Consider the following 25,475-nt stretch of genomic DNA (forward strand, 5'->3'; position numbering starts at 1 on the left):
GTCCCAAAAAACGTCTGGCGGTCGTCACCGCCTTCGCTGTATGCCTATCAATCTTGTGCATCACAGCCTGTAGAAACACAAAAAAAGTCATGAACCCTGCCCTGGCAAAATACATCGAAGCCTATACTGCCGGTGTTATTTCAAGACAGAGCACTATCCGGGTGCAATTAGCCAGTAATGTGAATGTTACCCATACACAGAACGAACCTGTTGAAGAAGAGATATTCGATTTCAGCCCCAGCATCAAAGGGAAAGCCTATTGGGTGAATGCGACAACTGTCGAGTTCAGACCAGACGCTAACCTCCAGCCGGGCAAAACCTACACGGCGACCTTTAAACTGGGTAAAGTCATGAAGGTGGAAAAAGAAGTGAAGGAATTTGACTTTGAATTTAAAGTCATCAAACCTTCCTACGCCATTGAGGAATATGGCCTCAAAGCGACCAACAGCAGCACCCTGAATAAAATGACATTCTCAGGCGCGATCGCTACCGCCGACACAGAAGATCCCCAACAGATAGAAAAAGTAGTTACCGCTATCTATCAGGGTAAAAAAGTGCCTGTCACCTGGCAACATAACGCTGCCGATAAAATATCTACTTTTACGATCGATAACCTTGCACGTGCCGAAAAAGGGCAGGGCGCGCGTAACCTGGAGATCTCCTGGGACGGCAAGCCCCTGAATGTGGACAATGTATCAGGTAAAAAGACCTTAGAAGTACCTGCGATCTCTGACTTTAAAGTCCTGGACGTACGCGCAGTGGCAGATGAAGAACAATACGTGCTTGTACAGTTCTCCGATCCCATAAGTGTCGCACAATCTCTTGATGGTCTGATCGGCATAAGTGGCATCAGTGATCTCCGCTTCTCCATTGAAGGCAGTGAGGTAAAGGTATTTGGCCCTGCCAGACTGGAAGGCAACTATGCCGTAGTGGTCAATGAAGGAATTCTGAGCGTAGCAGATGCTAAACTTGAGCAGAGCTTTTCTGCGAATGTAGTATTCGAAAATACCCTGCCATCTGTTTCCATTCCCGGGAAAGGCGTCATACTACCACAAAGTAACAAACTGGTAATGCCGTTTGAAGCTGTGAACCTAAGTGCTGTTGACGTTACCATTATTAAGATCTACGAAAACAATATCCCGCAGTATCTCCAGCAGAATGGCATGGATGGTAGCCAGGATCTGCGCCGTGTAGGTCGGCCGGTAGTTGAAAAAACCATCCGCCTGGATAATGATAAATCGCTGAACCTGCACAAACGCAACCGCTTCTTCCTGGACATGGAAAAACTGCTGCGTACAGAGCCGGGTGCTATTTACCGCGTGACCATCGGTTTCCGTAAGTCCTACTCCCTGCTGGGTTGTTCAACTATCACAGCCTCCACCACCGGAGAGACAACCAGCGACGAAAGCGACGAAGAATATTACGGCGGATATTATAGCAACGAAAGTATCGACGAAGATGATGATTTCTGGCGTCGTTATGACAGCTATTATCCTTATGGCTACTCCTGGGAACAAAGGGACAATCCATGTGCGAACTCTTACTACAATAAAGACAAATGGGCATCCCGCAACATATTCTCCTCTAATATTGGCCTGACCGCTAAAAGAGGGAATGACAACAGCATGCTCATCGCTGTCACCGATATCCGTGACACCAAACCAATGGTTGGTGTAGAACTGGAACTGCTTGACTATCAGAACCAGGTGATCTTCAAAACCAAAAGTGATGGAGATGGTCTGGCTACTTTCGATCTGAAACGTAAACCTTACCTGCTCATCGCTAAAAAAGATGACGAAAGAGGCTATCTGAAACTCGATGATGGCAACTCCCTTCCATTGGGTCGTTTTGATGTGAAAGGTGAAGAAGTACAAAGTGGTATCAAAGGATTCCTGTATGGTGAACGTGGCGTATGGCGTCCGGGAGATACCCTCTTCCTGTCTTTCATCCTGGAAGATAAACAACAGAAACTACCACCCAATCACCCGGTAACGCTGGAACTCTACAATCCGAAAGGTCAACTATACAGACAACTCAACGCCTTACAGTCTGTTAATGGTTTCTATAGTTTCACCACTGCGACCAATCCGGATGATCCTACCGGTAGCTGGGTCGCTAAAGTAAAAGTAGGTGGTGCCGTATTTACGAAGAACCTGCGTATCGAGACTGTTAAACCGAACAGGTTAAAAATAGACCTGAACTTCGGTAAAAACACTACTTTATCCAAGGCTGATGCGACAGAAGGAACACTTAATGCCCGTTGGATGTTTGGTGCCACTGCACAAAACCTGAAAGCCAAAGTAGATGTATCACTCAGTCAGCAGACAACGGCTTTCAAGAACTTCCAGCACTACCGCTTTGATGATCCGATCACACATTTTGAAGCGGAAAGTAAAACCATCTTCGAAAGTAGTCTGAATGAGAATGGTACCGCGCCGGTAAAAGTGAATCTTCCACTGGGTAAACTGGCGCCAGGTCAGCTGAAAGCCAGCTTTGAGATCAAAGTTTTTGAACCAGGCGGTGACTTCAGTATCGATCATTTCTCCATGCCTTACAATCCGTTTGCTTCTTATGCGGGCATCAGGGTACCGGAAGGCGACCGCATGACAGGCATGCTGCTTATCGATAAACCACATGCTATCAGCATTGTCAATGTAGACGAAAGAGGTAATCTGCTTAGCGGCAACCAGGAAGTGCAGGTGGAACTCTACAAGGTACGCTGGCGCTGGTGGTGGGATGAGAATGGTGAAGACGAGTTCAGCAACTTTACGCAGGATAGCTATAATCAGCTACTGAAAAAAGAAACAATGACCCTGCATGGTGGTAAAGGTACCTGGGACCTTCAGATCAACTATCCTGACTGGGGACGTTATCTCGTGCGTGTAAAAGACCTGCAAAGCGGACATACCACAGGGCAAACTGTTTATATAGACTGGCCGGGATGGGCAGAAAGGGTACAGAAAGAAAATCCTTCTGAAGCATCTATGCTGGTATTTACATCTGATAAACCTCAGTATAATGTAGGTGACGATATCACCCTGACCATGCCAAGCAGCGAAGGAGGCCGCGGGCTGGTAAGCATTGAGAGCGGTAGTAAGGTGCTGAAAACTTTCTGGATCAATACCGAGAAAGGACAGACTGTCTACAAGTTCAAGGCTGAAAAGGAAATGTCTCCTAACATCTATGTGAATGTAAGCTTGCTGCAGAAACATGCACAGACCGCAAACGACCTCCCGATCCGTATGTACGGTGTGATCCCGATCACTATCAACGACGCCAATACCGTCCTGAAACCAGTGATCTCCATGCCTGACAAACTGGAACCTGAGCAAAATGCCAGCATCACTGTATCAGAAGCAAACGGCAAACCAATGACCTACACCATCGCATTGGTGGACGAAGGGCTGCTGGACCTGACCCGCTTTAAAACACCTGATCCGCACAGCGCATTCTATGCACGTGAAGCACTTGGCGTGAAGACCTGGGACCTCTACGACTTTGTGATCGGTGCATGGGGTGGCGATATGGAGCGCATCCTGAGCATTGGTGGTGACGAGGGACTGAATAAAAACGCTGGTACAGCCAAAGCGAACCGTTTCAAACCGGTTGTGATATTCATGGGACCATTCACATCCAAGGGTGGTAAACAAACCCATAATTTCAAACTACCTCCTTACGTAGGTTCAGTGAAAGCGATGGTAGTTGCAGGACAGGACGGTGCTTATGGCTCCGCCGAAAAAGCAGTCGCTGTTAAAAAGCCGCTGATGCTGCTCACCACGTTACCACGTGTATTAGGCCCATCAGAAACCATACAGCTGCCAGTAACTGTATTCGGCATGGAAAACAATATCCGTAACACTAAAGTTACATTGGCTACCAGCCCGCTGCTGGAAGTGGTGGGTGAACGCACTAAAACAGTCACCTTCGCACAGCCTGGTGAACAGATCGTATACTTCGATGTACGTGTAAGACCGCAGGTAGGTATAGCTAAAGTAAAAGTGACCGCTACCAGCGGTGCTGCTAAAGCAGAAGAGGAAACTGAACTCGAAGTACGCAATCCGAATCCGGTGATCACCACTGTTCAGGAAGCTACCCTTCAGGCAGGTCAAAGCTGGAGCACCGCCTACAGACCTGCTGGTATGGCGGGCACTAATACGGGTGTCCTGGAAGTTTCCACTATTCCGTCTCTGAACCTGGCAAAACGCCTGGGCTACCTGATCCAGTATCCGCATGGATGTGTGGAACAGACCACCTCCAGCGTATTCCCGCAACTGGCACTGAACCAGCTGATGGACCTGAAGCCGGCAGAACTGGCAAATATTGAGAAAAATATCAAAGCCGGTATCGCACGACTGAAAGGCTTCCAGACTTCCGACGGAGGATTGAGCTACTGGCCGGGCGCCGCACAGGCGGACGAATGGGGAACTAACTATGCGGGTCATTTCCTATTGGAAGCACAGGCAAAAGGCTATGAATTGCCGGCAAGTATGCTTGACCAATGGAAGAAATACCAGCGTAACAAGGCAGGCTCCTGGGCACCATCTACCACCAACTTCTATGGTGGCGATCTTACACAGGCATATCGCCTCTACCTGCTGGCCCTGGCGAAAGTGCCAGAACTGGGTGCCATGAACCGTCTGAAAGAATTTAAATACCTGTCTAACGAAGCGAAGTGGAGACTGGCGGCGGCCTACAAACTGGCCGGTCAGCCAGAACTGGCTAACAGCCTGGTAAAACCACTGTCTACAGATGTGAAACCGTACAATCAGCTGGGTGGCACATTTGGTTCAGACCTGCGTGACAAAGCAATGATCCTGGAGACACTGACCATCCTCGGCCAGCGTAACCGTGCAAATGACCTGTTACAAACGATCGCAGCTAACCTGTCTCAGGAGAGCTGGTACAGCACACAGACCACTGCCTATGCACTGATCGCAGTAGCTAAGTATTGTGGTGTAAACACCAGTGGTAACAAGATCTCGTTCAGTTACAATATGAACGGCAGCAGCAATACTGTGAATGCCAGCTCTTATGTAACGCAGGTACCTGTGAATGTAACCGGTGCAGAAGGCAATATCAGCATTCAGAACAGGGGACAAAATGTACTGTATACCCGCCTGATCCTGCAGGGCCGTCCGGATGCCGGTCAGGAACCAAACATTCCTAACAATCCTGATGTACTGGATATCCAGGTGAAATACAGTACCCGTGATGGTAAGGTGCTCGATCCTGCTTCCCTCCGTCAGGGTGCAGACTTCATGGCAACTGTGACTATCCGCAACCCGGGTAAACGCGGCTACTATGAACAGATGGCACTGACTGAAATATTCCCGAGCGGCTGGGAGATCATCAACACCCGCCTGATGGAAAATGACAGTACCTTCCGTTCTTCACCATTTACTTACAAAGACATTCGTGATGACAGGGTGTACACTTACTTCAATATCGAAGAGAACAAGACTTACACTTACAATGTCCTGCTGAACGCGGCTTACCTCGGTAGATATTATCTGCCGGCAGTATCCTGTGAAGCGATGTATGATAATACGATCCATGCATTCCAGCCTGGTAAATGGGTGGAAGTAGTGAAGTGATGAGTAATAATCATTAGCAGAAAAAAAGGCGTTCACTGTCAGTGGACGCCTTCTTTATTCAGATCACCTCATTACTAATTACTAATTATTAATTTCGCCTCATGCGTTCCTGGTTCCGAAAACGAAAATGGTGGCTCATCGCTTTAACCATCCTCCTGATACTCTATATATGCTGCATCCCCTCCCGTCTGTTCACCACTCCGACCTCGTTTGTCATCGAAGACAGTAATGGGGAACTGCTGAGTGCGACGATCGCCACGGATGGACAATGGCGTTTTCCGGCAGACAAACAGGTCCCTGAAAAATTCGCTGCCTGTATCGTCGCATATGAGGACAAACGCTTTTATCACCATTGGGGAGTGGATGTACTGGCACTGGGACGTGCCATCAAACAGAACCTAAGTAGTAAAAGAGTAGTAAGCGGCGGCAGTACACTGACGATGCAGGTAATGCGCCTGTCACGTAACAGAGACCGGAACATCCTCCAGAAACTGATAGAAGCAGTTATGGCTACCAGACTGGAATTTTCCTATTCGAAGAAAAGTATTCTTTCTCTATATGCAGGCAATGCGCCTTTCGGTGGGAATGTAGTGGGGCTGGAAGCTGCCGCATGGCGATATTATGGTCGTAGTGCGGCACAATTATCCTGGGGAGAAACGGCGGCACTGGCCGTATTACCTAATAGCCCCGCGTTAGTACACCCGGGTCGTAACCGGCAAACCTTACTCCGTAAAAGAAATCAGCTGCTGGAAAGACTGTGGCACAATGAAACGATAGATAGTGTGACCTGCCAGCTGGCTAAACTGGAACCATTACCCGATCAGCCGAAGGCCTTACCACAGGATGCACCACACTTACTCGATCGCTTTCGCAGAGATTATCCAGCTCAGAAAGCAAAAGACCATAAAGCGGTCACACGTATCAGAACTACGCTTGACGCAGGGTTGCAAAGAAACGTAGGTGGCATCATTGAGCGTTACCATAGTATTTATAAAGCCAATGGCATCAACAACGCGGCAGCGGTTGTACTGGATGTGGAAACCGGCGATGCACTGGCTTATGTGGGAAATGTCTATCATCCGGAAGATCCTGAAACAGAAAGCCATGTTGATATCATACAGGCACCCCGTAGTCCGGGCAGTACATTGAAACCTATTCTCTACGCAGCAATGCTGACTGACGGTATGATCCTGCCACATTCGCTGGTAGCAGATATTCCCACACAGATAGCAGGGTACACGCCTCAGAACTTCGACCTGGGTTATGACGGGGCGGTACCAGCCAGTAAGGCACTGGCGCGCTCGCTGAATATACCTGCCGTGAGAATGTTACAGCAATACCGTTATGAAAGATTGCATACACTGTTGAAGAAGCTGGGCATGACGACATTAACACAGCCCGCCGATCACTACGGATTATCACTGATCCTGGGTGGGGGAGAGTCTACGTTATGGGAACTGACTGGTATGTACGCCAGCATGGCCCGCACATTATTACATCAGGAGCAATACAACGGCAAGTATGATGCTGACGATATACATGCTCCTAATTACCGGCAGGGTACGAAACGCGTCTCCCAATCAGCACCCTCCGGGACAGGCATACTAGACGCTGGCGCTATCTGGTATACTTTTCAGGCGATGGAAGAAGTGATGCGACCGGGGGAGGAACTATTATGGCAGCAATTCTCCTCTTCGCAGCGGGTAGCCTGGAAAACCGGTACCAGCTTTGGGTTCAGAGATGGCTGGGCGATAGGTGTAACACCACAATTCGTAGTGGGCGTGTGGATAGGCAATGCAGATGGAGAAGGAAGACCGGGCTTGCTGGGTGTGTCGACCGCAGCGCCCGTGATGTTTGACATATTCCGGTTACTACATACCGGCAGTTGGTTCACCCCACCGTACGACAAATTACAGCGGATAGAAGTGTGCCGGCAAAGCGGCTACCGGGCAAGCGATCTTTGTCCGGAGAAAGATTCTATTGCTGTACCAGTCGCCGGGCTCCGCTCAGGACTCTGCCCTTATCACCAGCTGGTACACCTGGATCATACAGGTCTATGGAGGGTTACGGCTGACTGTGAATCACCTTCTCAGATGCAGCACGTACCGTGGTTCATCTTACCACCAGCAATGGAATTTTACTATCGCACAAAACATAACTATTTACCGTTACCACCGTATAAACAGGAATGCCTGGCAACCCTGCAACAGGATAAAGCTCCGATGGAAGTGATCTATCCAAGGCCGAATGCCCGTATTTATGTACCCATAGAGATAGATGGTAAACCAGGAGAGGCGGTATTCACGGCTACGCACCGTAATACAGCAGAAAAGATCTACTGGCATATGGATGACAACTACCTGGGAGAAACGCAGGAGTTTCATCAGATGGCCTTACATCCTGCAGCAGGTAAGCATATGCTTACATTGGTAGACGAGCAGGGGGTACAGGTACGCGTACCGTTTGAGATACTGGCAAAAAAAGGAGACGACTAAGCGAACTTAATACCCGTATTTCTCTTTCCAGAGGCTACGCAGGTGCTTACGCATCTCTTCTTCTCTTGGGTTCTTACCCGGATCATATAGTTTCATACCCTTGATACGGTCAGGCAGATACTCCTGCGGAGAGAAACTGTTCTCGTAGTCATGGGAATATTCGTATCCCTTATGATATCCCATATCTTTCATCATCTTCGTTGGCGCATTGCGTATATGCATAGGTATGGGCAGATCGCCTGTTTGCGACACGACAGACAATGCATTGCCAATAGCCATATAAGCTGCGTTACTCTTAGCAGAGGAGGCGAGATAGGTAGTACACTGTGACAGAATGATACGTGCTTCCGGGTATCCGATCATGGTCACGGCCTGGAAGCAACTGGTAGCCAGTAAAAGGGCATTAGGATTGGCATTACCAATATCTTCGGACGCAGATATTAACAGGCGACGGGCGATAAATTTCACATCTTCTCCACCTTCAATCATACGTGCCAGATAATATACAGCCGCGTTGGGGTCGCTACCGCGGATAGATTTTATGAAAGCAGAAATGATATCATAGTGCTGTTCACCGGTCTTATCGTAAATGGCCACACGTTGTTGCGCTATATCCATCACTTTCTTATCAGTGATCACGATAGGATGCTCGTTTTGCAGGGTATTCACCACTAACTCAAAAAGATTAAGCAGTTTCCTGGCATCACCACCGGAAATCCCGAATAATGCGGATGTTTCCTTCAGCTCTATTTGTTTACTGCCCAGCCATTCATCCTGTTGCATCGCTTGTTGGATGAGCTGCAATAGTTGTGGTTCACTGAGGGGCTTCAGCACATATACCTGGCTACGCGACAGTAAGGCCGAGTTCACTTCAAAGGAAGGATTCTCTGTAGTGGCACCGATCAGTGTGATGATACCTTTCTCCACAGCGCCCAGCAGGGCATCCTGCTGAGACTTGTTAAAGCGGTGGATCTCATCAATAAATAATACGGCATAGCCCTGTTTACGAGCTATTTCGATCACTTCACGTACTTCTTTTACACCTGCCGAGATAGCAGATAAGGTGTAGAAAGGTACGTCCAGTGTATGCGCTATGATATTTGCAATTGTTGTTTTTCCTACACCGGGAGGTCCCCACAGGATCATCGAGGGAATACGGCCTTGCTGTAAGGCTGTACGTAAGATGCTATCCTTGCCGGTCAGGTGTTCCTGTCCCACCAGCTCATCCAGGGTCTCCGGTCTTATGCGCTCGGCTAATGGTTCCATATTTACAATTATATATTAAGGGTTAGGATGAACGTTATCAGAAGTCAAGATCCTCAGGATTTTTACTTTCATCCTTCTCTTGCTGATCATCTTTCCATTGTTTCAGATATATCAATGATGATACCGCATTTCCGAGGAGCAGTCCGCCATATGCTGATGAAATTATCTGTAAATACAGGAGGGAACGGGCCACTTCACTTACAGACATTTTCCCGTTATTCATTTCATCAAACATATCCATCATTGCGTCCATGGATGCGGCATCTTTCATCGCGAAAGAGGATGATATCACCATCAAGCCTAACATAATAGGAAAAAAGGCCAGTGACTGTACCTGTTGAGGGGTATTTGCTTTCAATGGTATCGCTGGATTCCCCAGATGACGCATGAGAGCGTTGGTTTTAAGCGCCTGAAAAAAAACACCTGCCAGAAGAAATGTCATCATCAGCATTTCAAGGGCACCGGCTGCCACTGTAAAGAAAAATGCATAAAGAATCAAAATGCCAGTTACGAACATTCCCAGACCATTCAGTACTCTGAATAATTTACCGCCAAAATCCATGTATCCAGTTTTAATAAGACCACAAACCTACTAAACAGTCCGCAAACCACCCACAATCATCCCTATGAACCGACCATTTGTAAAAAAGCGGTGCGCTCGCTTGGGATGTTTTATTTATATTTAAACACTAAACCTGTTTTTTTTATGAAGAGCACTTACGCTTTACAACTTCCATTACTGGCAGCCGTATCCCTTATGGCCGCATGTAACGGAGGCAACACCACCAAACAGACGCAGGATTCCGCTGCTGTAGCATCAGCAGACACTACCAAAGTCCCCGCTTTTGAACTCAGTTCTATTGACTCCAGCGCAAAACCATGCGATGATTTTGACCAGTATGTAAATGGCAACTGGAAAAAAAACAACCCCATTCCTTCTACAGAAAGCCGTTGGGGGGCATTCAACGTACTTGATAAACAAAATAAAGAAGTACGTCTGAAAGGCATTATTTTGTCACTCGCTGAACAAAAAGACCTTAAAAAAGGTACTGAAGAGCAGCAGATCTCTGATTTCTACCGCTCTTTCCTGGACACAGCGACCATCGAACAGCTGGGTGTTACACCCTTAAAACCTTATCTCGACAAGATTAACACGATCCAGGACCTGGCTGGCTTTGCCAAAGTATCCGGGGAGCTGGAAGCGATCGGCATATCTGGTCTGGTGAATTTCGGTGTTGAAGCGGATGCCCGCAACAGTAAGATGAATGCGCTTTATGCAGGACAGGACGGTCTGAGCCTCGGCGAAAAAAGCTATTACGAAAGACCAGACGCCAGCACGAAGGAAGTGCGTGATGAGTTTGTAAAACACATTGACAAGCAATTTGCCACAGCTGGATTCACTGATGCCAATCCGGGTAAGACCATCCTGGAATTTGAAACCAAAGTTGCCAAACTGCAACTCTCAAATGTAGAACTGCGCGATCCGGTAGCGACATACAACAAAGCACATTACAGCGAATTGAAGAAACTGGCCCCTGAGTATGACTGGGATGTTTTCACAAGTGCACAGGGCATCAAAGCAGATACCCTGATCCTGCAGAACAAACCATACATCACCAAGGTTACCGCCCTGTTGAAAAGCACCTCTCCTGAGACCCTGAAAACATGGTTACGCTGGCAGACATTATCCCATTTCGCAGGTTTCCTGAACAAGTCCCTGGATAATGAGAACTTCCACTTCTTTGCAACCGTGATGCGTGGCGCCAAACAGCAACGTCCACGTCTGGAGCGCGCTATCCGTGCAACAGATGCAACAATGGGTATGCCGCTGGGTAAATTATTCGCAAAGAAATACTTCCCGGAAAGCTCCAAACAGAAAGTATCAGAAATGATTGAGAATGTACGTGCTGTATATGGCGAACGTATCGACAGTCTGACATGGATGAGCGCTGCTACCAAGGAAATGGCGCACAAGAAACTGGCGTCCTTTACCTATAAGATCGGTTATCCCGACAAATGGAAAGATTATTCCAGCATAGATATTAAACCCGGTACCCTGGTGGAAAACATTGTTGCTGCGGCTAATTATGAGCACAAAGAAGCACTGAACAAGATCGGTAAGGAAGTAGATAAGAGTGAATGGGGCATGACACCGCAAACGGTGAATGCTTATTACAATCCACTGAACAACGAAGTAGTATTCCCTGCGGGTATCCTCCAGCCTCCATTCTTCAATGCAAATGCGGATGATGCAATCAACTATGGAGGTATCATTGCTGTAATCGGCCATGAGTTCACCCATGGGTTCGACGACCAGGGCTCTCAGTTCGACGCAGATGGCAACCTGAAAAACTGGTGGACAGATGCTGACCGTAAGAACTTCATGCAACAAGCTAAACGTTATATCGATTACTTCAGTGGTATTGAAGTACAAAAAGGCTTCTTCATCAATGGCGCACTGACCATTGGCGAGAACATCGCTGACCTGGGTGGTTTGACCCTGGCCTATAGTGCTTTGGAGAAATCCCTGAAAGGCAAACCTGAGCCAGCACCAATTGATGGCTTTACCTGGAAACAGCGTTTCTTCCTGGGCTGGGCACAGGTATGGCACATGAATACGACTGATGCTGCCCTGCGTAACCAGGTACAGACCGATCCTCACTCTCCGGCAAGAGACCGTATCAATGGTCCGCTGCCTCACCTGAAGGCATTCGCAGAGGCCTGGGGTTGTACACCGGACAGCAAAATGGTACTGCCTGACAACAAACGAGTGGTTATCTGGTAATTATAACTTGCTATAAAATAAAAAAGGGGCCGGCTGAGTAGCCGGTCCTTTTTATTTTGGGTAAGAGGCCAGACACCTGGCTGATCTCCATAAACCGGTCATCATTCTCCGGGATTTGTACAATGCTTTGTATTGATTATGCCTTAATTTTGTAGCATTATTCACAGGAATTAAATTGGATTCACATGACCGGCATGTTTAGACAATATCGCACTGAAATCCGTAACATATTGATTATCGCTATATTGGCGATGGCTTTCCCTTATTTACCTAAACTGGCAGGTTTCCTGCTGACAACGACCAATGGGTCTGTTATCACATTAAGCCTGATAGGTGCTACGGTACTGGCCTTTACAATTAAGATATACTTCCGCATATTAGTGATGCGTATTAATAAAGACAATGAGGCAGTAGCCTGATTATTCTCAAACGTCAATTATCAACCATTCACCATTATGATGAAGTCCATACTCTACGTTTCCTATACATTGTTGGTTGCTGCGCTCCTGACAGCTTGTGGCAATGCTGGCACCAAAGAGGCAGCCAGCCATGATTCCGTAAGCACCCAACCAGCGGAACATGCACCTGCTGAAAATGCGGTTGTTGCCGGTAAGCTGCCAGACCCTGTGTGTGGCATGCCTTATGATACTATGTATAAGGAATGGAGCGTTTATAAAACTGATACCGTTCATTTCTGTTCCCCTACCTGTAAGCGAGTGTTTGACAAGAATCCGGAGAAATACGCAGGCAAACTGGGGCTATAATCGACCATCAGCCTTTTTTTATCTCTTACCCCATGTAACTAAGTAGAATATTTTGCGTTCTAATTACAAACTCCTATGCATGAGATCACTATTAACCAGCTTGCTGCTACTCATGTTACTCTGCAGCTGCGAGAAAAATGATATTGAGGCAACCCCCTCAATAGATGTAACGGGTTCCTGGCAGTTATCCCAGCAGTATTCCCTGCCGGATACATCCTGGCAGGGAATCAGTCCTAAAGACTCTGCGTTGTATGTATTTGGCCGGAACGGACAATTCGTCTTTGATGCCAAAACTTACCACCTCACCGGAACTTATAAAGTTGTCCCTGCCGGTCATAAGGTCAACCTGATCATTACCGGGCAGGATTCTGTAGCCCAATATCTGCAGGTAGAAAGGCTGACGGATACCAGCATCCGTATTAATGACTGGCTGATCGGTGTCAATAAAGAACAGGTAAGCCGTAAGTTCATCCTGATCAACAGGTAAATTGCGCTTAAGCATTCATGATATAAAAAAGTCCCGGGATAAGTCCCGGGACGTTCGATTAAAACAGCTTATGAAAATCTACGCTTACGTTCAAATTATGATGTAAAGCTACCCCTCGTGTATTACTGCACTGTTACCCCTACATTATCTGCGTATTAACAAATTCTATCAGGAAGAGGAAACCCCAGACAGGAACTGAACTATCAGGCTCATTCCAGGGAGAATCGTGTACCTGTTTTCGAAGACATTTACAGGCTGACGCAGCGCTATTCACTGCTGCGCAATTATCGGCGGAGACCTATTGAATATTTTCAATCGGATCGCTAATTATATTAAACATCATCTAACATGAACGCCAAAACAAAAGATATAAATTCAGTAAATTAACTGTATAACAATATAATTGTAAATGGCAAAGCAAAATTCCTTAATAACATTCACAGGGAAACTCGGCAATATCATCGGCTACTGCCGGGATGGACAATACTATCTGCGTAGTATGCCGGAAAAGGTCAGACAGACAAACGCGACCCGTCAGGCAGCTAAACGATTCGGTATCGCCAGCAAACAAGCGGCACTTATCCGCCGGGCGGTAGGTCCTGATCTGGATATCCCCTGTGATGGCAATCATGTAAACCGGCTGAATAGGGCTTTTCTTCTGGCGGGTATTGGTAACACGAAGGGTATAACAGGCTTTCGTTTCAATCAGCATACCGGAATAGAACAGTTCCTGCCGGTAGCGCCCCGGTTTACCAGGGACGGCGTGTTACATATACCAGCACAGACAATGCCTCAATACAGGCAGTTTACTGCATTAGAAGTAAAGGTCATTGCCACGCGTGTTGATTTCGCCTCCAGAAGGATAATAGGGGTGGATGCAGCTATGACGGTCATTCCTGCCATGGGGGTATTTACCGGTACCACGCTTTCAGTAGAGGTGCCTGGCAATGGGATGCTGGTCGTTATTGTGCAAATACGGGCGCTTAATGGGGATGTTCCAACGAATAACCGGCATTACCAGGCTGCAGATATTATTGCTGTTCTCGAACCACAGACAAAGCAGGTGTATCATTCACAGAAACATTCAGCATATTTGACATCAGCACCAGCCATATATGACGTAGTGGCTTCCACATACCCACATTCCCCCGATTCATATATCCAAAGGGAGTGATCATCGTTAAACAGAGATCAATGCGCCAACCATATACTTGAATAAAGAAACCGTTCTGTTGATCTCTCCCTCTTTGTCATCCTATACCTGGTTAAAATACGCTTATTAACATCGGTTATGTTCAAAATCTTGCTCAGCAGGTCTGGCTGCTGACATTTTCTTATTGCCTAAACTCAGCGTATTGTTCATCTCTCGGGTATTGTCTGACAAAACCACGTGTGTATAATACTTACGGATCAAGTCCACCTTTACTTCTGGGCTAATATTGCCTATTACCTTCTTTATGGGCGGTCTCTTATCATTAGTAATCAGATTATAAACAAACCAACATACGGCAGTGTCTGTCCGCCAATCAGGTCAAAATGATACGTGCCCTCTAAAACAGCTTTAGGTATCATAATTGCGATTATATTGTTAATGGGCAATAAAGACAGTTAAATTTTAGGTATTTCAATTAACTTTATTAATATAAAGTAATGATTAAGCTTAGACCAAACAGCATTTAATTGAACATATGTCAATAAATGATGCTATTTCTTAACTATTCCTAGTAATTAACAAATAGAATACCATGGTACCAAGCTCAAATAGATTTTTTAAGAAGTGTCAGCTGAAAGCAGAAAACAAAATGATGAAAGCAGATGAAAAAAATAATGCAGTAATTACCAAAAGAAATACGGATTTACTAAAGCAGATGGAGGCAATGGAGAACCAAAATGCCTACATGTATGTAAATCAAAATTATCCGTTCAATGTCCCTGTGCCAACCAACGAGGAAAAGGAACTAAAAAGTAAAAGATTATTCTTGTGGGCTGAGATAACTCTATTAACCCAGATCAAAAACAACGGCCCATTTACAGGAGACGATAATGCTATTCAATCATTAAGCGAAGCGCAAAAAGCTGCTTTAAATTTCGCTGAGCATGTAAAAAATGACCCACGTCAAATTGAAGATCAAATTAAGACCTTAGAAAAGCAATTGTATTCGCTTATTTAAAAACTCTAACAGGTGTTTTACATTCTTGAGTTCATTTTCAGTTAGCTGGTTAACCTCGTTATTATGAGCTTGCAAGATGAGATTTAATTTTGCTTGTTTATATAAAATGTAATCCTTGTAACGTTGCATACAGTCATCATTCGGCGTTAAATCAAAGTACGCCTCTATACTTTCTCCATATATCAGCCATATATCTCTCCCGGTCATAGTCAACTCCTGATTTTCTAACTCTGATGTAAAGGTTATAAGTTCTTCGCATCTAATTAAATCATTTGGAGTTGGAAATTTTTCATGATCTATTCCAAATCTGGATAATACATTTTTGTATACTTTTTCACCATCTGGGAGTGGCTTCCAACCGTAAGAAGGCCAGACGAAGTAGCCGCTAAATATTTTTCTTATTCCATATGTACCCGCTGCCTTACATTCCATTCGTTCAACGCCTGCTATCATCAGGTAATCTAATTGACTGCTGAACGCGATTAACCCCATCCCTGTTTCTTTATCAATACTCAGTGTAAATAATTCATTTCTTACTATCTGGTTGTCGAAGTCAAATCTTCTTTCAAGTTCTACTGCGTCGGTAACGATATTTACCTGAAGTAAATCCGTTAGCACGAAAATCACATGGAGACGAGGATTATCCCGCAGTTCTGTAAAACTATAAAAAGGATAAACACCAGTGCAGCCTAATACTAATTTTAACGGCAACGAACATCCCGTAAGCGTAAAAAAATTCTCTTCATTTAGCTCAATTTTGAGCATATTAGGTTTTTGAAAAAATAAGGACATTATCTCAAAAGTTTTGGTGCGTTATCTTACAGTAAAAAATGGCCGGCGACATTTGGGGATTGAGGTAACAAACGCCGTAAGCGCGGCGCAAATCTACTGGTTTTCATTGAGTAAAAGCACAACGATCCCTATCCTATAAAAAAAGCCGGACTGTGTCACCACAGTCCGGCTTTTCCTATCAAACCTCACGTATTAGAATGAATATCTTAATCCTAACTGCATCTGGTGCCTGCTACCAAAGAAGTCTCTTGAGTATGGAGTGCCAGGGTTAGACCAGGTATATACCGGGTAAGCGGTAGGCGTACCTGCAGTTTTGGTGCTCAGACCAACGCTCGCTGTTGAGTTGAAAGTGTTTGGAGAGAAGTATTGAATACCCCAGTCTTTGTTCAACAGGTTGGTCAGGTTGATGATATCGTAAGTCAGTGTAAGCGTATGCGTTGTTTTACCTGCTTTGAAGTTGAAATCCTGTGAGAAACGGAAGTCAGCCTGTGTATTCCATGGCGTACGGCCACCATTACGTTCCGTGAACTGGCCTTTGCGGCTGCTCAGGTATTTATCACCTTCTACGTAAGAAAAGAATGCATCAGCCATTGCCTGGTTTTCAGCAGAGAAGAACTTACGTGCTTCAGCCTGATCTTTCGGAATGTATGCTAAGCTAACCTGCTGTGGTGTACCCTGTACAGTAGCGTTTACGAAACCGTAAGAGAATGGCGTACCAGAAGCTGTATTGAAGAACAGGGCAAAGTTAGAAATGAAACGTCCATCACGTGTCCAGTCTTTTTTGTAGCTGGCAGTAGCCACGATACGGTGACGGATGTCAAAGTTAGAATAAGCCAGATGTGGATCATTCGGATTCAGTGCCTGGTTCAGCTGCCAGTTAGACTCCATTGAGTTACGGATACCGTTGGTGATGTCTTTAGACTGACCGTAAGTGTAGGCTACGTTGAAATTCAAACCGAAGTCCAATGCTTTACTCACCTGGCCGGTCACTGCATAACGGTAACCTTTGTTAGTGTTAGACAGCAGGTATGCGTTTGTGAATTTAGAGTTGATCTTAGAACCGCTATAGATAGGCTGCTGCTTATCTGTATCGTATACCATATAAGTAGGATTATCTACCAGGTTTACCTGCTGGAATTTCAGATCATAGATGGTTTTAGTGTAGATCGCTTCAAAGGTGAATTTCCATCTGTTCTGTGTAGAGTAGTCTAATGCTACGCTGCTTCTCCACATCTGTGGCATTTTGAAATTATTGTCGATCAGGTCAACCTGTGTTGCACCTGTAGCGTCATTCACATTAACACCCTGTGCAGTCACAAACTGTGCAGCACCCTGGTCAGATACTTTCACCGGATTGCTACCAGCTGCCGGAGGTGCTGCTGCTGTAAAACGTTTGTCGTAAGCACCGTAAGAAGTACCATTGTTATAGTAGGCATAGCCTAACCATGCGAATGGAATACGACCGGTAAACAGACCTGTTCCACCACGCAGTACAAGGCTCTGATCGCCTTTGATATCGTAGTTAAAGCCCAGACGAGGGGAGATCTGAATATTGTTCAGGTATTTATTATTGATATCTTTCGGCTGTGTATAACTGTAAGTTGTACCGAAGTTAGGATCAACCGGAGAACCAGTGGTCTTATCACTCAGGCGCTGTCTGTTAGGCAGGCTGGTATAGTCGAAACGGAGACCTGGAGTCAGTTTGAAACGGTCAGTCAGCTGGATCTCATCCTGTGCATACAGGCTGTACATACCGATCTTGAACTGAGCCGGCGGATTCGCCATGATATAATCACGGGAGTTGTTAGTATAGTTAAAGTTAGCACGTACACGGCTAGGCGCATCATTCAGGAAAGCACCAATGCTATCGTAGTCAACACGACCATTCCATGAGTTTACAAAACCATAAGTGATGTTGTATAACTCATTGTGCGTACCAATGGTGATATTGTGTTTACCCTTGAAGATATTCACGTTATCTGTGAACTCAAAAGTCTTCTGCTTCATGTCAAAGATAGACGCTTCACGGTCAGTACCCAGGAAGATGGTACCACCTCTCGATTTGATCTGGATCTGTGCCAGGGAAGGATCAGAAGATGGCTCACGATAATCGTGAACAGTAGAGTAACCAATGATCAAACTGTTAGAAACTGTATTATTGAAACGACTTTTCAGTTCAGCTACAGTGGAGCTCTGATTGTTCACCTGTTTGAAGTCGATACCACCGAAACGGAAGTTCTGTTGGTCACGTTCCAGGTTAGTTGCTTCCGAAGTGATAGTGTTATTACGTAATGACAACTGATGTTTGTCGTTGATATTCCAGTCTACACGGTTGAAGAACTTGTTGGAATTAGCGTAGATAGAAGTGTTGCTATAAGTTCCCGGATCGTATTTACCACTCTTGGTAACATCCAGGTTCAGCATGTGCTGACGGATCTTTTCAGCTTCTTCTACAGTGATCAGCGGCATGTCCGCGGAACCTGCACCCAGGATCACCGGATCACGACGACGGGCGATCTCTTCGTTGGTGAAGAAGAATAATTTATCCTTGATGATAGGGAAACCCAATCTGATACCAGTCTGGTAATCATGAAAATCGGAAGGCAGTTTTGAACCGTCACCTGCATTGTTCCTACCGATCATGCCTGCGTTACGGCCGAAACCATATACAGAACCATGAAATTCGTTGGTACCGCTACGGGTTACCGCATTGATACTACCCCCCAGGAAGTTACCAATTTTCACGTCGTAAGGAGCCAGGTACACCTGGATATCCTGGATCGCATCCAGTGATACCGGGTTAGAACGGGTACTGCTACCAGGCTGTCCGGAGCTGTTGCTCTGACCACCCATGGAAGGACTGAACCCGATCGCATCATTGTTGATAGCACCATCCAGTGTGACGTTATTATAACGGTAGTTGGTACCCAGGAAAGAGTTGTTGTTACTCTGTGGAGTAGCACGGGTAAAATCCTGGAAGCTACGGTTAATGGAAGGCAGTGTTTTTAATGCGTTCTGACCGATCTTAAAGGAGGCACTACCTTTCTGGGTGCTGTTACCTTTTACGACTACCTCGCTCAGTGCAGTAGAAGCGTCTGTCAGCTGAAAGTTGAAAGTAGAGCTACCCAGGGAAAGATTGATCCCAGGCGCTTCTTCAGTCTTAAAACCAATATAGGAAACGGTGATGGTGTAAGGACCACCCGGATTGATGTTGTTGATAAGGTAACGACCATCGGCTTGTGTCTGTGCGCCGTAACGGGTACCGGTGGAAGTGTTTACTGCCAGTACTGTAACCCCTGGCAGGGCCTCGCCTTTCGTGCTCACTATTTTCCCACTGATCTGGGAGGTAGTGATCTGCGCCTTCAGGTTGGCTACAGACAGCACCAGGATACTCACAAATAACAATAATGAATAGAATTGCTTATTCACGTCTTTTCAATTTTGACGCAAACGTATCCCTGCTACATTACGCATATGTTAACACAATATTAAGTTAATGTTAACACCTGGTCGCACGTATCAATCTCAACAACTTACAAATTAAGCTATCGAGTTATGTGATCAATATTTCTGTTAGGCTTGTCAATTTCTTACTCATTCCCGGGCATAGATATAGGATGCATGACAGGAGAAGTAACTGAAATTTTATTCATACAAGCTTGGTTCGCATTAACAAAAAGGGTTTCGATATTAATAGGTTTCCTTATTTGTTCGCATATTTTCAAAAATAACCTGCGTGTGTTAAGAGAAGGTTACCCCAATATTAAGTTTGATAATTTTGTATGTTAAGTTTTTACAGCATGTAACATCTGAGGTAGCAGGATCGCTTTAATCTAAAATCCCCCGTATATGAAACCAATCTCCAAAGCCTTATTACTGTGCTGTGTCATTGCTGCCTCCCTTGCGCTGGGAGCCTGCTCCGAAAAGGACAAAATAAACCCTGTTGTATGCTGGGAACCTGGCGACAAAGCTGACGTTGTCGGTAAATGGGAGCTAAACGGATATCTCCCATTCTCAGATACAATGCAATGGAATGCAGTTGTTCCAAATGAGGACAAGATCTTCTTTACATTCCGTAGGGATGGCTCTTACTCGATGGACAGACCCGGACTTAACATACATTTCAGCGGCACCTACAAAGCCGGATATGTTTATTCCGATAGTATCCATCAGTCAGTCATAAAGCTTGACCTCACCGAAAACGGTGTATTGACTGAGTACAGATTACAGTGGATCGATGGTACTGAGACCTTCCGCCTTGACTGGTGGTGGCTGTGGTGCGCGACTGGATACAGCAGTATGCGTTATAAGAGAATCACAGACAGCTCCGCGAACTGATAACATTATTCTTCACGTTTACCATGCTTTGATGTTTTGATTAGCTGCCCTGTTGTCAAAGACAGGGCAGTTTCATGTTTAGGCGCTGCGATGACAAATAAACTATTGATCCTGCTGACAGCATCCAGCCGTGACAGTTTATTGGAGATAAACAACTCGTATTCCTCCAGATCAGCTACCATCACCTTCAACAGATAATCATAAGGTCCATTGATCTTATAGCACTCCATCACCTCCGGAAAGCTATTGACCTTTGACTCAAATAGTATGAAAACATCATGCCCATGTTCCTTTAGTGTGATATTGGCAAATGCGGTCACCTGTTTACCCATTCTCTTCTTATCCAATATTGCCACATACCCTTTTATATAGCCCTCGGTTTCCAGCCTTTTTACCCGTTCAAATATAGAAGTCACGGATTTACCCAGTCTGGCAGCAATCTCCTTATTAGTAAGACGGGCGTCTTCCTGTAGCAGGTCCAGTATGTGCAGGTCGGTTTCATCTAACGTGAAATGCATTGGGGAATATTTTACTAAAATTACGCAGAATAAAGGTCTAAGCCTGAAAAATATTCATGATTAACAACTCATTATAGATTTGTTTTCGCCTTCCGGTTCCAACTGTCTTTCGGTTTACAATAATCCAGACCTTTACCCCAGACGCCAACTTTCAATCATACACCAAAACAATTCTCTTTAATGGAAACACGCATTGTAATCCCTCTCCAGGAGTTATGCCTGGAGGATATACCTATCGTAGGTGGCAAGTGTGCCTCACTTGGAGAAATGATCGCTAACCTGTCCAAAGCAGGTATTAATATTCCCGCCGGCTTTGCTATCACCACAACTGCCTACTATCAGTTCCTTCGTGAAAGCGGACTGGAAGAGTATATTCGCGAGCAGATCGCAGGTATCGACTTCACTTCGCTTGTTACGCTCAGGCGCGCAGGACAACGTATCAGACAAGCGATCAGTAATACGAAATTCCCATACAATCTGAGTATGGAAATTATCACTGCGTATATGGAGCTCTCCCGGGAATACGGACAGGACGTTACGGATGTTGCCGTGCGCTCTTCCGCCACTGCAGAAGATCTGCCGGATGCTTCATTTGCGGGCCAGCAGGAAACCTATCTCAACGTAAGAGGCCCGGCCGCATTGATAGATGCTGTAAGGAACTGCTTTGCATCCCTGTTTACTGACAGAGCCATCAGCTACCGGCAAAACTTCGGATACGATCATTTCAGTATAGGCCTATCCGTATGTATTCAGAAAATGGTCCGTTCTGATCTTGGTGCTTCAGGTGTTGCATTCTCTCTTGATACAGAATCCGGGTTCAGAGATGTCGTTGTTATCAACGGCTCATTCGGTCTTGGGGAAATGGTCGTTCAGGGTGCCGTCTCGCCTGATGAATTTATTGTATTTAAACCGGCTCTCAATGGCAGATATGCACCTATCATTGAAAAGAGACTGGGTGTAAAAGATAAGATGATGGTCTATGGTGAAAGTAATGATCAGCGTACGAAGATCATCCCCATTGAGAGATCCAACCAGCAAAGATTTTGTCTGCGGGACAGACAGATACTGCAACTCTCCGAATGGGTATGCAGGATTGAAGCATACTATACGCAGTTAAAAGGTAAATGGTGTCCAATGGACATAGAATGGGCCGTAGATGGACTTAGTAACGAATTATTCATTGTACAGGCACGCCCCGAAACCATTCATTCGCAGAAGGAACATCATACCATCACCTCCTATAGTATGACACAACAGGCTACGCCACTTTTAAAGGGCATTGCTGTGGGAGATAAGATCGCTGCTGGCAAAGTAAATATTCTCTTCTCTCTGGATAAACGTGTGACGGAAGGCGCTGAATTCAAACCCGGAGACGTGCTTGTTACAGATATGACAGATCCGGACTGGGAGCCGATCATGAAGATGGCCGCAGCCATCGTCACCAACAAAGGCGGACGTACCTGTCACGCGGCGATTGTCGCCAGAGAAATGGGCATACCGGCAATCGTAGGCTGTGGTAATGCGACTGAGCTGTTATCTAGAGGACAGGTCATTACGGTCAGCTGTGCAGAAGGCAATGAAGGCATGATCTATGAAGGACATATTCCTTTCACAGAAACGTCACTCGATCTACGGGAACTGCCCGACATTCACACAGATCTGATGTTAAATGTAGCATCGCCTTCAATGGCCTTTCAATACGCACATCTGCCCAATAAAGGCGTCGGACTGGCCAGAGAGGAATTTATCATCAATAACTATATCAAAATACATCCACTGGCATTGCTGCATCACAAAGAACTGAATGATGCTGCCCTCACAGCAGAGATCACCCGGATGATCAAAGGATACGACAGTGAAGAGGCTTATTTTGTAGAAAAGCTGGCGTATGGTATCGCGAAGATCGCTGCCGCTTTCCATCCAGGAAAAGTAATTGTGCGCTTCTCTGACTTCAAAAGCAATGAGTATTACAATCTGCTGGGCGGGAAATACTTTGAGCCGGAAGAAGAGAATCCGATGATCGGCTGGAGAGGCGCTTCCAGGTATTACTCCGATAAATACAGTGCCGCTTTTGCACTAGAATGCAAGGCTATTAAAAAGGTAAGAGAAGAAATGGGATTAAAGAATGTAGTGGTGATGATCCCCTTCTGCCGCACGGTGGAAGAACTTCTCAAAGTATTGGACACCATGAAACAATACGGTATAGAGAGAGGGAAGAACGGACTGGAAGTTTTTCTGATGGCAGAGATTCCTTCAAATATCATCCTGGCAGAGGAATTTGCTGCGCATATTGACGGTTTCTCCATAGGCTCTAATGATCTCACACAGCTCACACTCGGACTTGACCGTGACTCCGCCCTCATCGCTCCCCTGTACAATGAACGTAATCCTGCTGTGTTAAGGATGATCAGTATGCTGATCGCTACCGCGAAGAAGCAACAGGTCAAAGTAGGCATTTGCGGACAGGGGCCTTCTGATTTTCCGGACTTCACTAAATTCCTGGTAGAACAGGGAATAGATAGCATCTCCGTTACACCGGATGCACTGATGAAAACAGTGCGGGCTATTTATGAAGCAGAAGAAACGCTGAAAGAGAAAGAACATGTTCCTTATCTATAGCTGTAAAAATAAACAGCGGGTCACTTCAGGGGCCCGCTGTCGTCAATCATGTTAATATCTGATAGTCTGTTAATATAGATGAAGAGGTCATATCACCAGGATCATTGATATTGCGAGGTAATGTGATCCTGATCTGTTTAAAATAACGAAGGCGCCTCATTGATGAGACGCCCCGTTATTTTAAACAGTTATTTATGGCAACTACTAGTATTCAGTAGATTCAGCAGCCCAGTTGGTCCAGCCTTTAGTCCAGTCAGTAGTAGCATCGAATGCACCACGGTACTCAGCTTTAACAAAGCCCAGTGTAGTTACATCCATACCGCCGGTTACTGCAGGAGATTCAGCTTTCAGCAGGAAGTTAGGAGTACCAGTGGTAGCACCTACAGCAGGAGAGAATACGTTTGGTGTAGTCATCAGTGCTTCCTCAGCTTTAGCTAATACAGTTGTATTTGTAGCAGCCCACCATGCAGCCCATGCAACCGGGTCCTGAGTAGACCACTCGCTCTTAGTGATAGTAGATGGGTTAGCACCTGCAATGATGTTGTTTTTGAACATCAGAGAACCTTCAGCAGCGTTCTGAGAAGTCTTGTGGCTAGCGACTTTGCTATCATCAATGTACAGACCGATAGGGAAACCAACGATGAGGGAGTTCACCAGGCTCATAGAAGAGTTACGACGGATCTGTGCACCGTGCTGGAAGTTAGCGTTAATACCGGAGTTAGAATTACCAGCTACGATCGGTCCAACGATAGTCATATTAGAGAAGATAGCTTTGGTCTGCGGAGCGTTAACGGAACCGTTAGCATCGTTATCAGATTCGAAACCATTAGAACCAGATACGTCAGCGATCGCTTTGTAACGGTGAGCAACACCAAACTGTACTTTACCAGAGAAACCGTTATCAGTATCGAAATCGTCATCCCAGGTATAAGTAGCAACCAGGTGATCACAGTTTACAGAACCACCAAACCATTCGAATGCGTCGTCACCGGAACGGTAAACCTGTACATAAGAGATCTTGGTACCGTTACCAACACCGCCCATAGTCAGACCGTTGATTTCGTTATCAGGAGAGTAAGCGATACCAGCGAACTCGATACGTACATATTCCAGGGTACCAGAGTTGTCAGTATCGTTAGTACCACCGTACCAGATATATTCTTTTTCAGCACCACCTGCAGTTGGAACCAGACCACCTTCGATCTTAGCTTCACCATCAGTAGCATTTGTTTTAGCTTTACCCAGGATGATCACACCACCCCAGTCACCCTGAGAACGGGCGCCTTTAGGCTGAGAGGAAGTGAACACAATTGGTTTTGCAGCTGTACCTTTCGCTTCGATCTTAGCACCACGGGTGATGATCAGCGTACCTTTATCAGCTTTGTCACCCATGATCACTGTACCTGGCTCGATAGTCAGGGTAGCACCACTTTTAACATATACGAAACCGTCCAGTAAATATTTTTTGTCTGCAGTCAGCGTCTTGTTAGCAGTGATATCACCTTTCAGAACAACTACATCATCACCGGTAGTAGGGGGAGTCACATTGTTATCTTTATCATCGCTGCAGGAAGAAAGCACGCCAATAGACAATGCGGTCGCAAATAATAAGAAATACCTTTTCATGGAATGTTTCAATTGTTTAG

The 25,475-nt window shown here is 45.7% G+C and carries 16 protein-coding genes; 10 read left to right on the plus strand and 6 right to left on the minus strand.

Features of this window, described 5'->3' with window-relative positions; all coding sequences use genetic code 11:
* Window positions 1-89: 89 nt before the first annotated feature.
* Together GWR21_RS16625 and pbpC are read left to right on the plus strand one after the other, a co-directional pair.
* Window positions 90-5,594: an alpha-2-macroglobulin family protein gene (locus GWR21_RS16625; protein WP_238429838.1), complete on the plus strand. Its 5,505-nt coding sequence runs from the start codon at window positions 90-92 to the stop codon at window positions 5,592-5,594.
* A 101-nt stretch (window positions 5,595-5,695) separates the two neighbouring features.
* Window positions 5,696-8,089, plus strand: a complete 2,394-nt coding sequence (gene pbpC / locus GWR21_RS16630; protein ID WP_162332839.1) for a penicillin-binding protein 1C — start codon at window positions 5,696-5,698, stop codon at window positions 8,087-8,089.
* 6 nt (window positions 8,090-8,095) lie between these two features.
* Here pbpC and GWR21_RS16635 read toward each other — a convergent pair whose 3' ends face one another.
* Together GWR21_RS16635 and GWR21_RS16640 are read right to left on the minus strand one after the other, a co-directional pair.
* The gene (locus GWR21_RS16635) at window positions 8,096-9,355 is read right to left on the minus strand and encodes a replication-associated recombination protein A (protein ID WP_202928952.1); all 1,260 of its coding nucleotides are present in this window, start codon (window positions 9,353-9,355) and stop codon (window positions 8,096-8,098) included.
* Window positions 9,356-9,392: 37 nt separating this feature from the next.
* Window positions 9,393-9,917 carry a hypothetical protein gene (locus GWR21_RS16640; RefSeq protein WP_162332840.1) on the minus strand — a complete coding sequence of 175 codons (525 nt, stop codon included), beginning with the start codon at window positions 9,915-9,917 and terminating at the stop codon, window positions 9,393-9,395.
* A 144-nt stretch (window positions 9,918-10,061) separates the two neighbouring features.
* On the opposite strand from GWR21_RS16640, the gene GWR21_RS16645 reads away from it, so the two are divergent.
* From GWR21_RS16645 to GWR21_RS16670, 6 genes are all read left to right on the plus strand, one after another.
* Window positions 10,062-12,140 carry a M13 family metallopeptidase gene (locus GWR21_RS16645; RefSeq protein WP_162332841.1) on the plus strand — a complete coding sequence of 693 codons (2,079 nt, stop codon included), beginning with the start codon at window positions 10,062-10,064 and terminating at the stop codon, window positions 12,138-12,140.
* A 185-nt stretch (window positions 12,141-12,325) separates the two neighbouring features.
* Window positions 12,326-12,559, plus strand: coding sequence for a hypothetical protein (locus tag GWR21_RS16650; protein ID WP_162332842.1), 234 nt, complete (start codon window positions 12,326-12,328; stop codon window positions 12,557-12,559).
* A 36-nt stretch (window positions 12,560-12,595) separates the two neighbouring features.
* Window positions 12,596-12,904: a YHS domain-containing protein gene (locus tag GWR21_RS31375; RefSeq protein ID WP_202928953.1), complete on the plus strand. Its 309-nt coding sequence runs from the start codon at window positions 12,596-12,598 to the stop codon at window positions 12,902-12,904.
* A gap of 79 nt (window positions 12,905-12,983) precedes the next feature.
* Window positions 12,984-13,391 carry a hypothetical protein gene (locus GWR21_RS16660; protein ID WP_162332843.1) on the plus strand — a complete coding sequence of 136 codons (408 nt, stop codon included), beginning with the start codon at window positions 12,984-12,986 and terminating at the stop codon, window positions 13,389-13,391.
* A 409-nt stretch (window positions 13,392-13,800) separates the two neighbouring features.
* Window positions 13,801-14,565 carry a hypothetical protein gene (locus tag GWR21_RS16665; RefSeq protein WP_162332844.1) on the plus strand — a complete coding sequence of 255 codons (765 nt, stop codon included), beginning with the start codon at window positions 13,801-13,803 and terminating at the stop codon, window positions 14,563-14,565.
* Between the two features lie 571 nt (window positions 14,566-15,136).
* Window positions 15,137-15,562, plus strand: coding sequence for a hypothetical protein (locus GWR21_RS16670; protein WP_162332845.1), 426 nt, complete (start codon window positions 15,137-15,139; stop codon window positions 15,560-15,562).
* On the opposite strand, the gene GWR21_RS16675 is transcribed toward GWR21_RS16670, so the two are convergent.
* Both GWR21_RS16675 and GWR21_RS16680 read right to left on the minus strand, forming a co-directional pair.
* Complete coding sequence (locus tag GWR21_RS16675) at window positions 15,533-16,354, minus strand: hypothetical protein (protein ID WP_162332846.1); 822 nt, start codon at window positions 16,352-16,354, stop codon at window positions 15,533-15,535. The two genes, GWR21_RS16670 and GWR21_RS16675, sit on opposite strands and share 30 nt — an antisense overlap.
* A 192-nt stretch (window positions 16,355-16,546) precedes the next feature.
* Complete coding sequence (locus GWR21_RS16680; RefSeq protein WP_162332847.1) at window positions 16,547-19,783, minus strand: TonB-dependent receptor; 3,237 nt, start codon at window positions 19,781-19,783, stop codon at window positions 16,547-16,549.
* 420 nt (window positions 19,784-20,203) lie between these two features.
* Between GWR21_RS16680 and GWR21_RS16685 the strand changes: the two genes are divergently transcribed.
* On the plus strand, window positions 20,204-20,692 hold the full coding sequence (locus GWR21_RS16685; protein ID WP_162332848.1) for a hypothetical protein: 489 nt from the start codon (window positions 20,204-20,206) through the stop codon (window positions 20,690-20,692).
* Window positions 20,693-20,697: 5 nt separating this feature from the next.
* On the opposite strand, the gene GWR21_RS16690 is transcribed toward GWR21_RS16685, so the two are convergent.
* Entirely contained in the window at window positions 20,698-21,210 is a 513-nt protein-coding gene (locus GWR21_RS16690; RefSeq protein ID WP_162332849.1) for an Lrp/AsnC family transcriptional regulator, read from the minus strand.
* A gap of 180 nt (window positions 21,211-21,390) precedes the next feature.
* Here GWR21_RS16690 and ppsA point away from each other — a divergent pair, with 180 nt between their 5' ends.
* Window positions 21,391-23,829 carry a phosphoenolpyruvate synthase gene (gene ppsA / locus GWR21_RS16695; protein ID WP_162332850.1) on the plus strand — a complete coding sequence of 813 codons (2,439 nt, stop codon included), beginning with the start codon at window positions 21,391-21,393 and terminating at the stop codon, window positions 23,827-23,829.
* Between the two features lie 204 nt (window positions 23,830-24,033).
* Here ppsA and GWR21_RS16700 read toward each other — a convergent pair whose 3' ends face one another.
* Window positions 24,034-25,455: a hypothetical protein gene (locus GWR21_RS16700; RefSeq protein WP_162332851.1), complete on the minus strand. Its 1,422-nt coding sequence runs from the start codon at window positions 25,453-25,455 to the stop codon at window positions 24,034-24,036.
* Between the last annotated feature and the right edge of the window lie 20 nt (window positions 25,456-25,475).

Origin of the sequence: Chitinophaga agri (assembly GCF_010093065.1) — a bacterium.
Classification (GTDB): Bacteria; Bacteroidota; Bacteroidia; order Chitinophagales; family Chitinophagaceae; genus Chitinophaga; species Chitinophaga agri.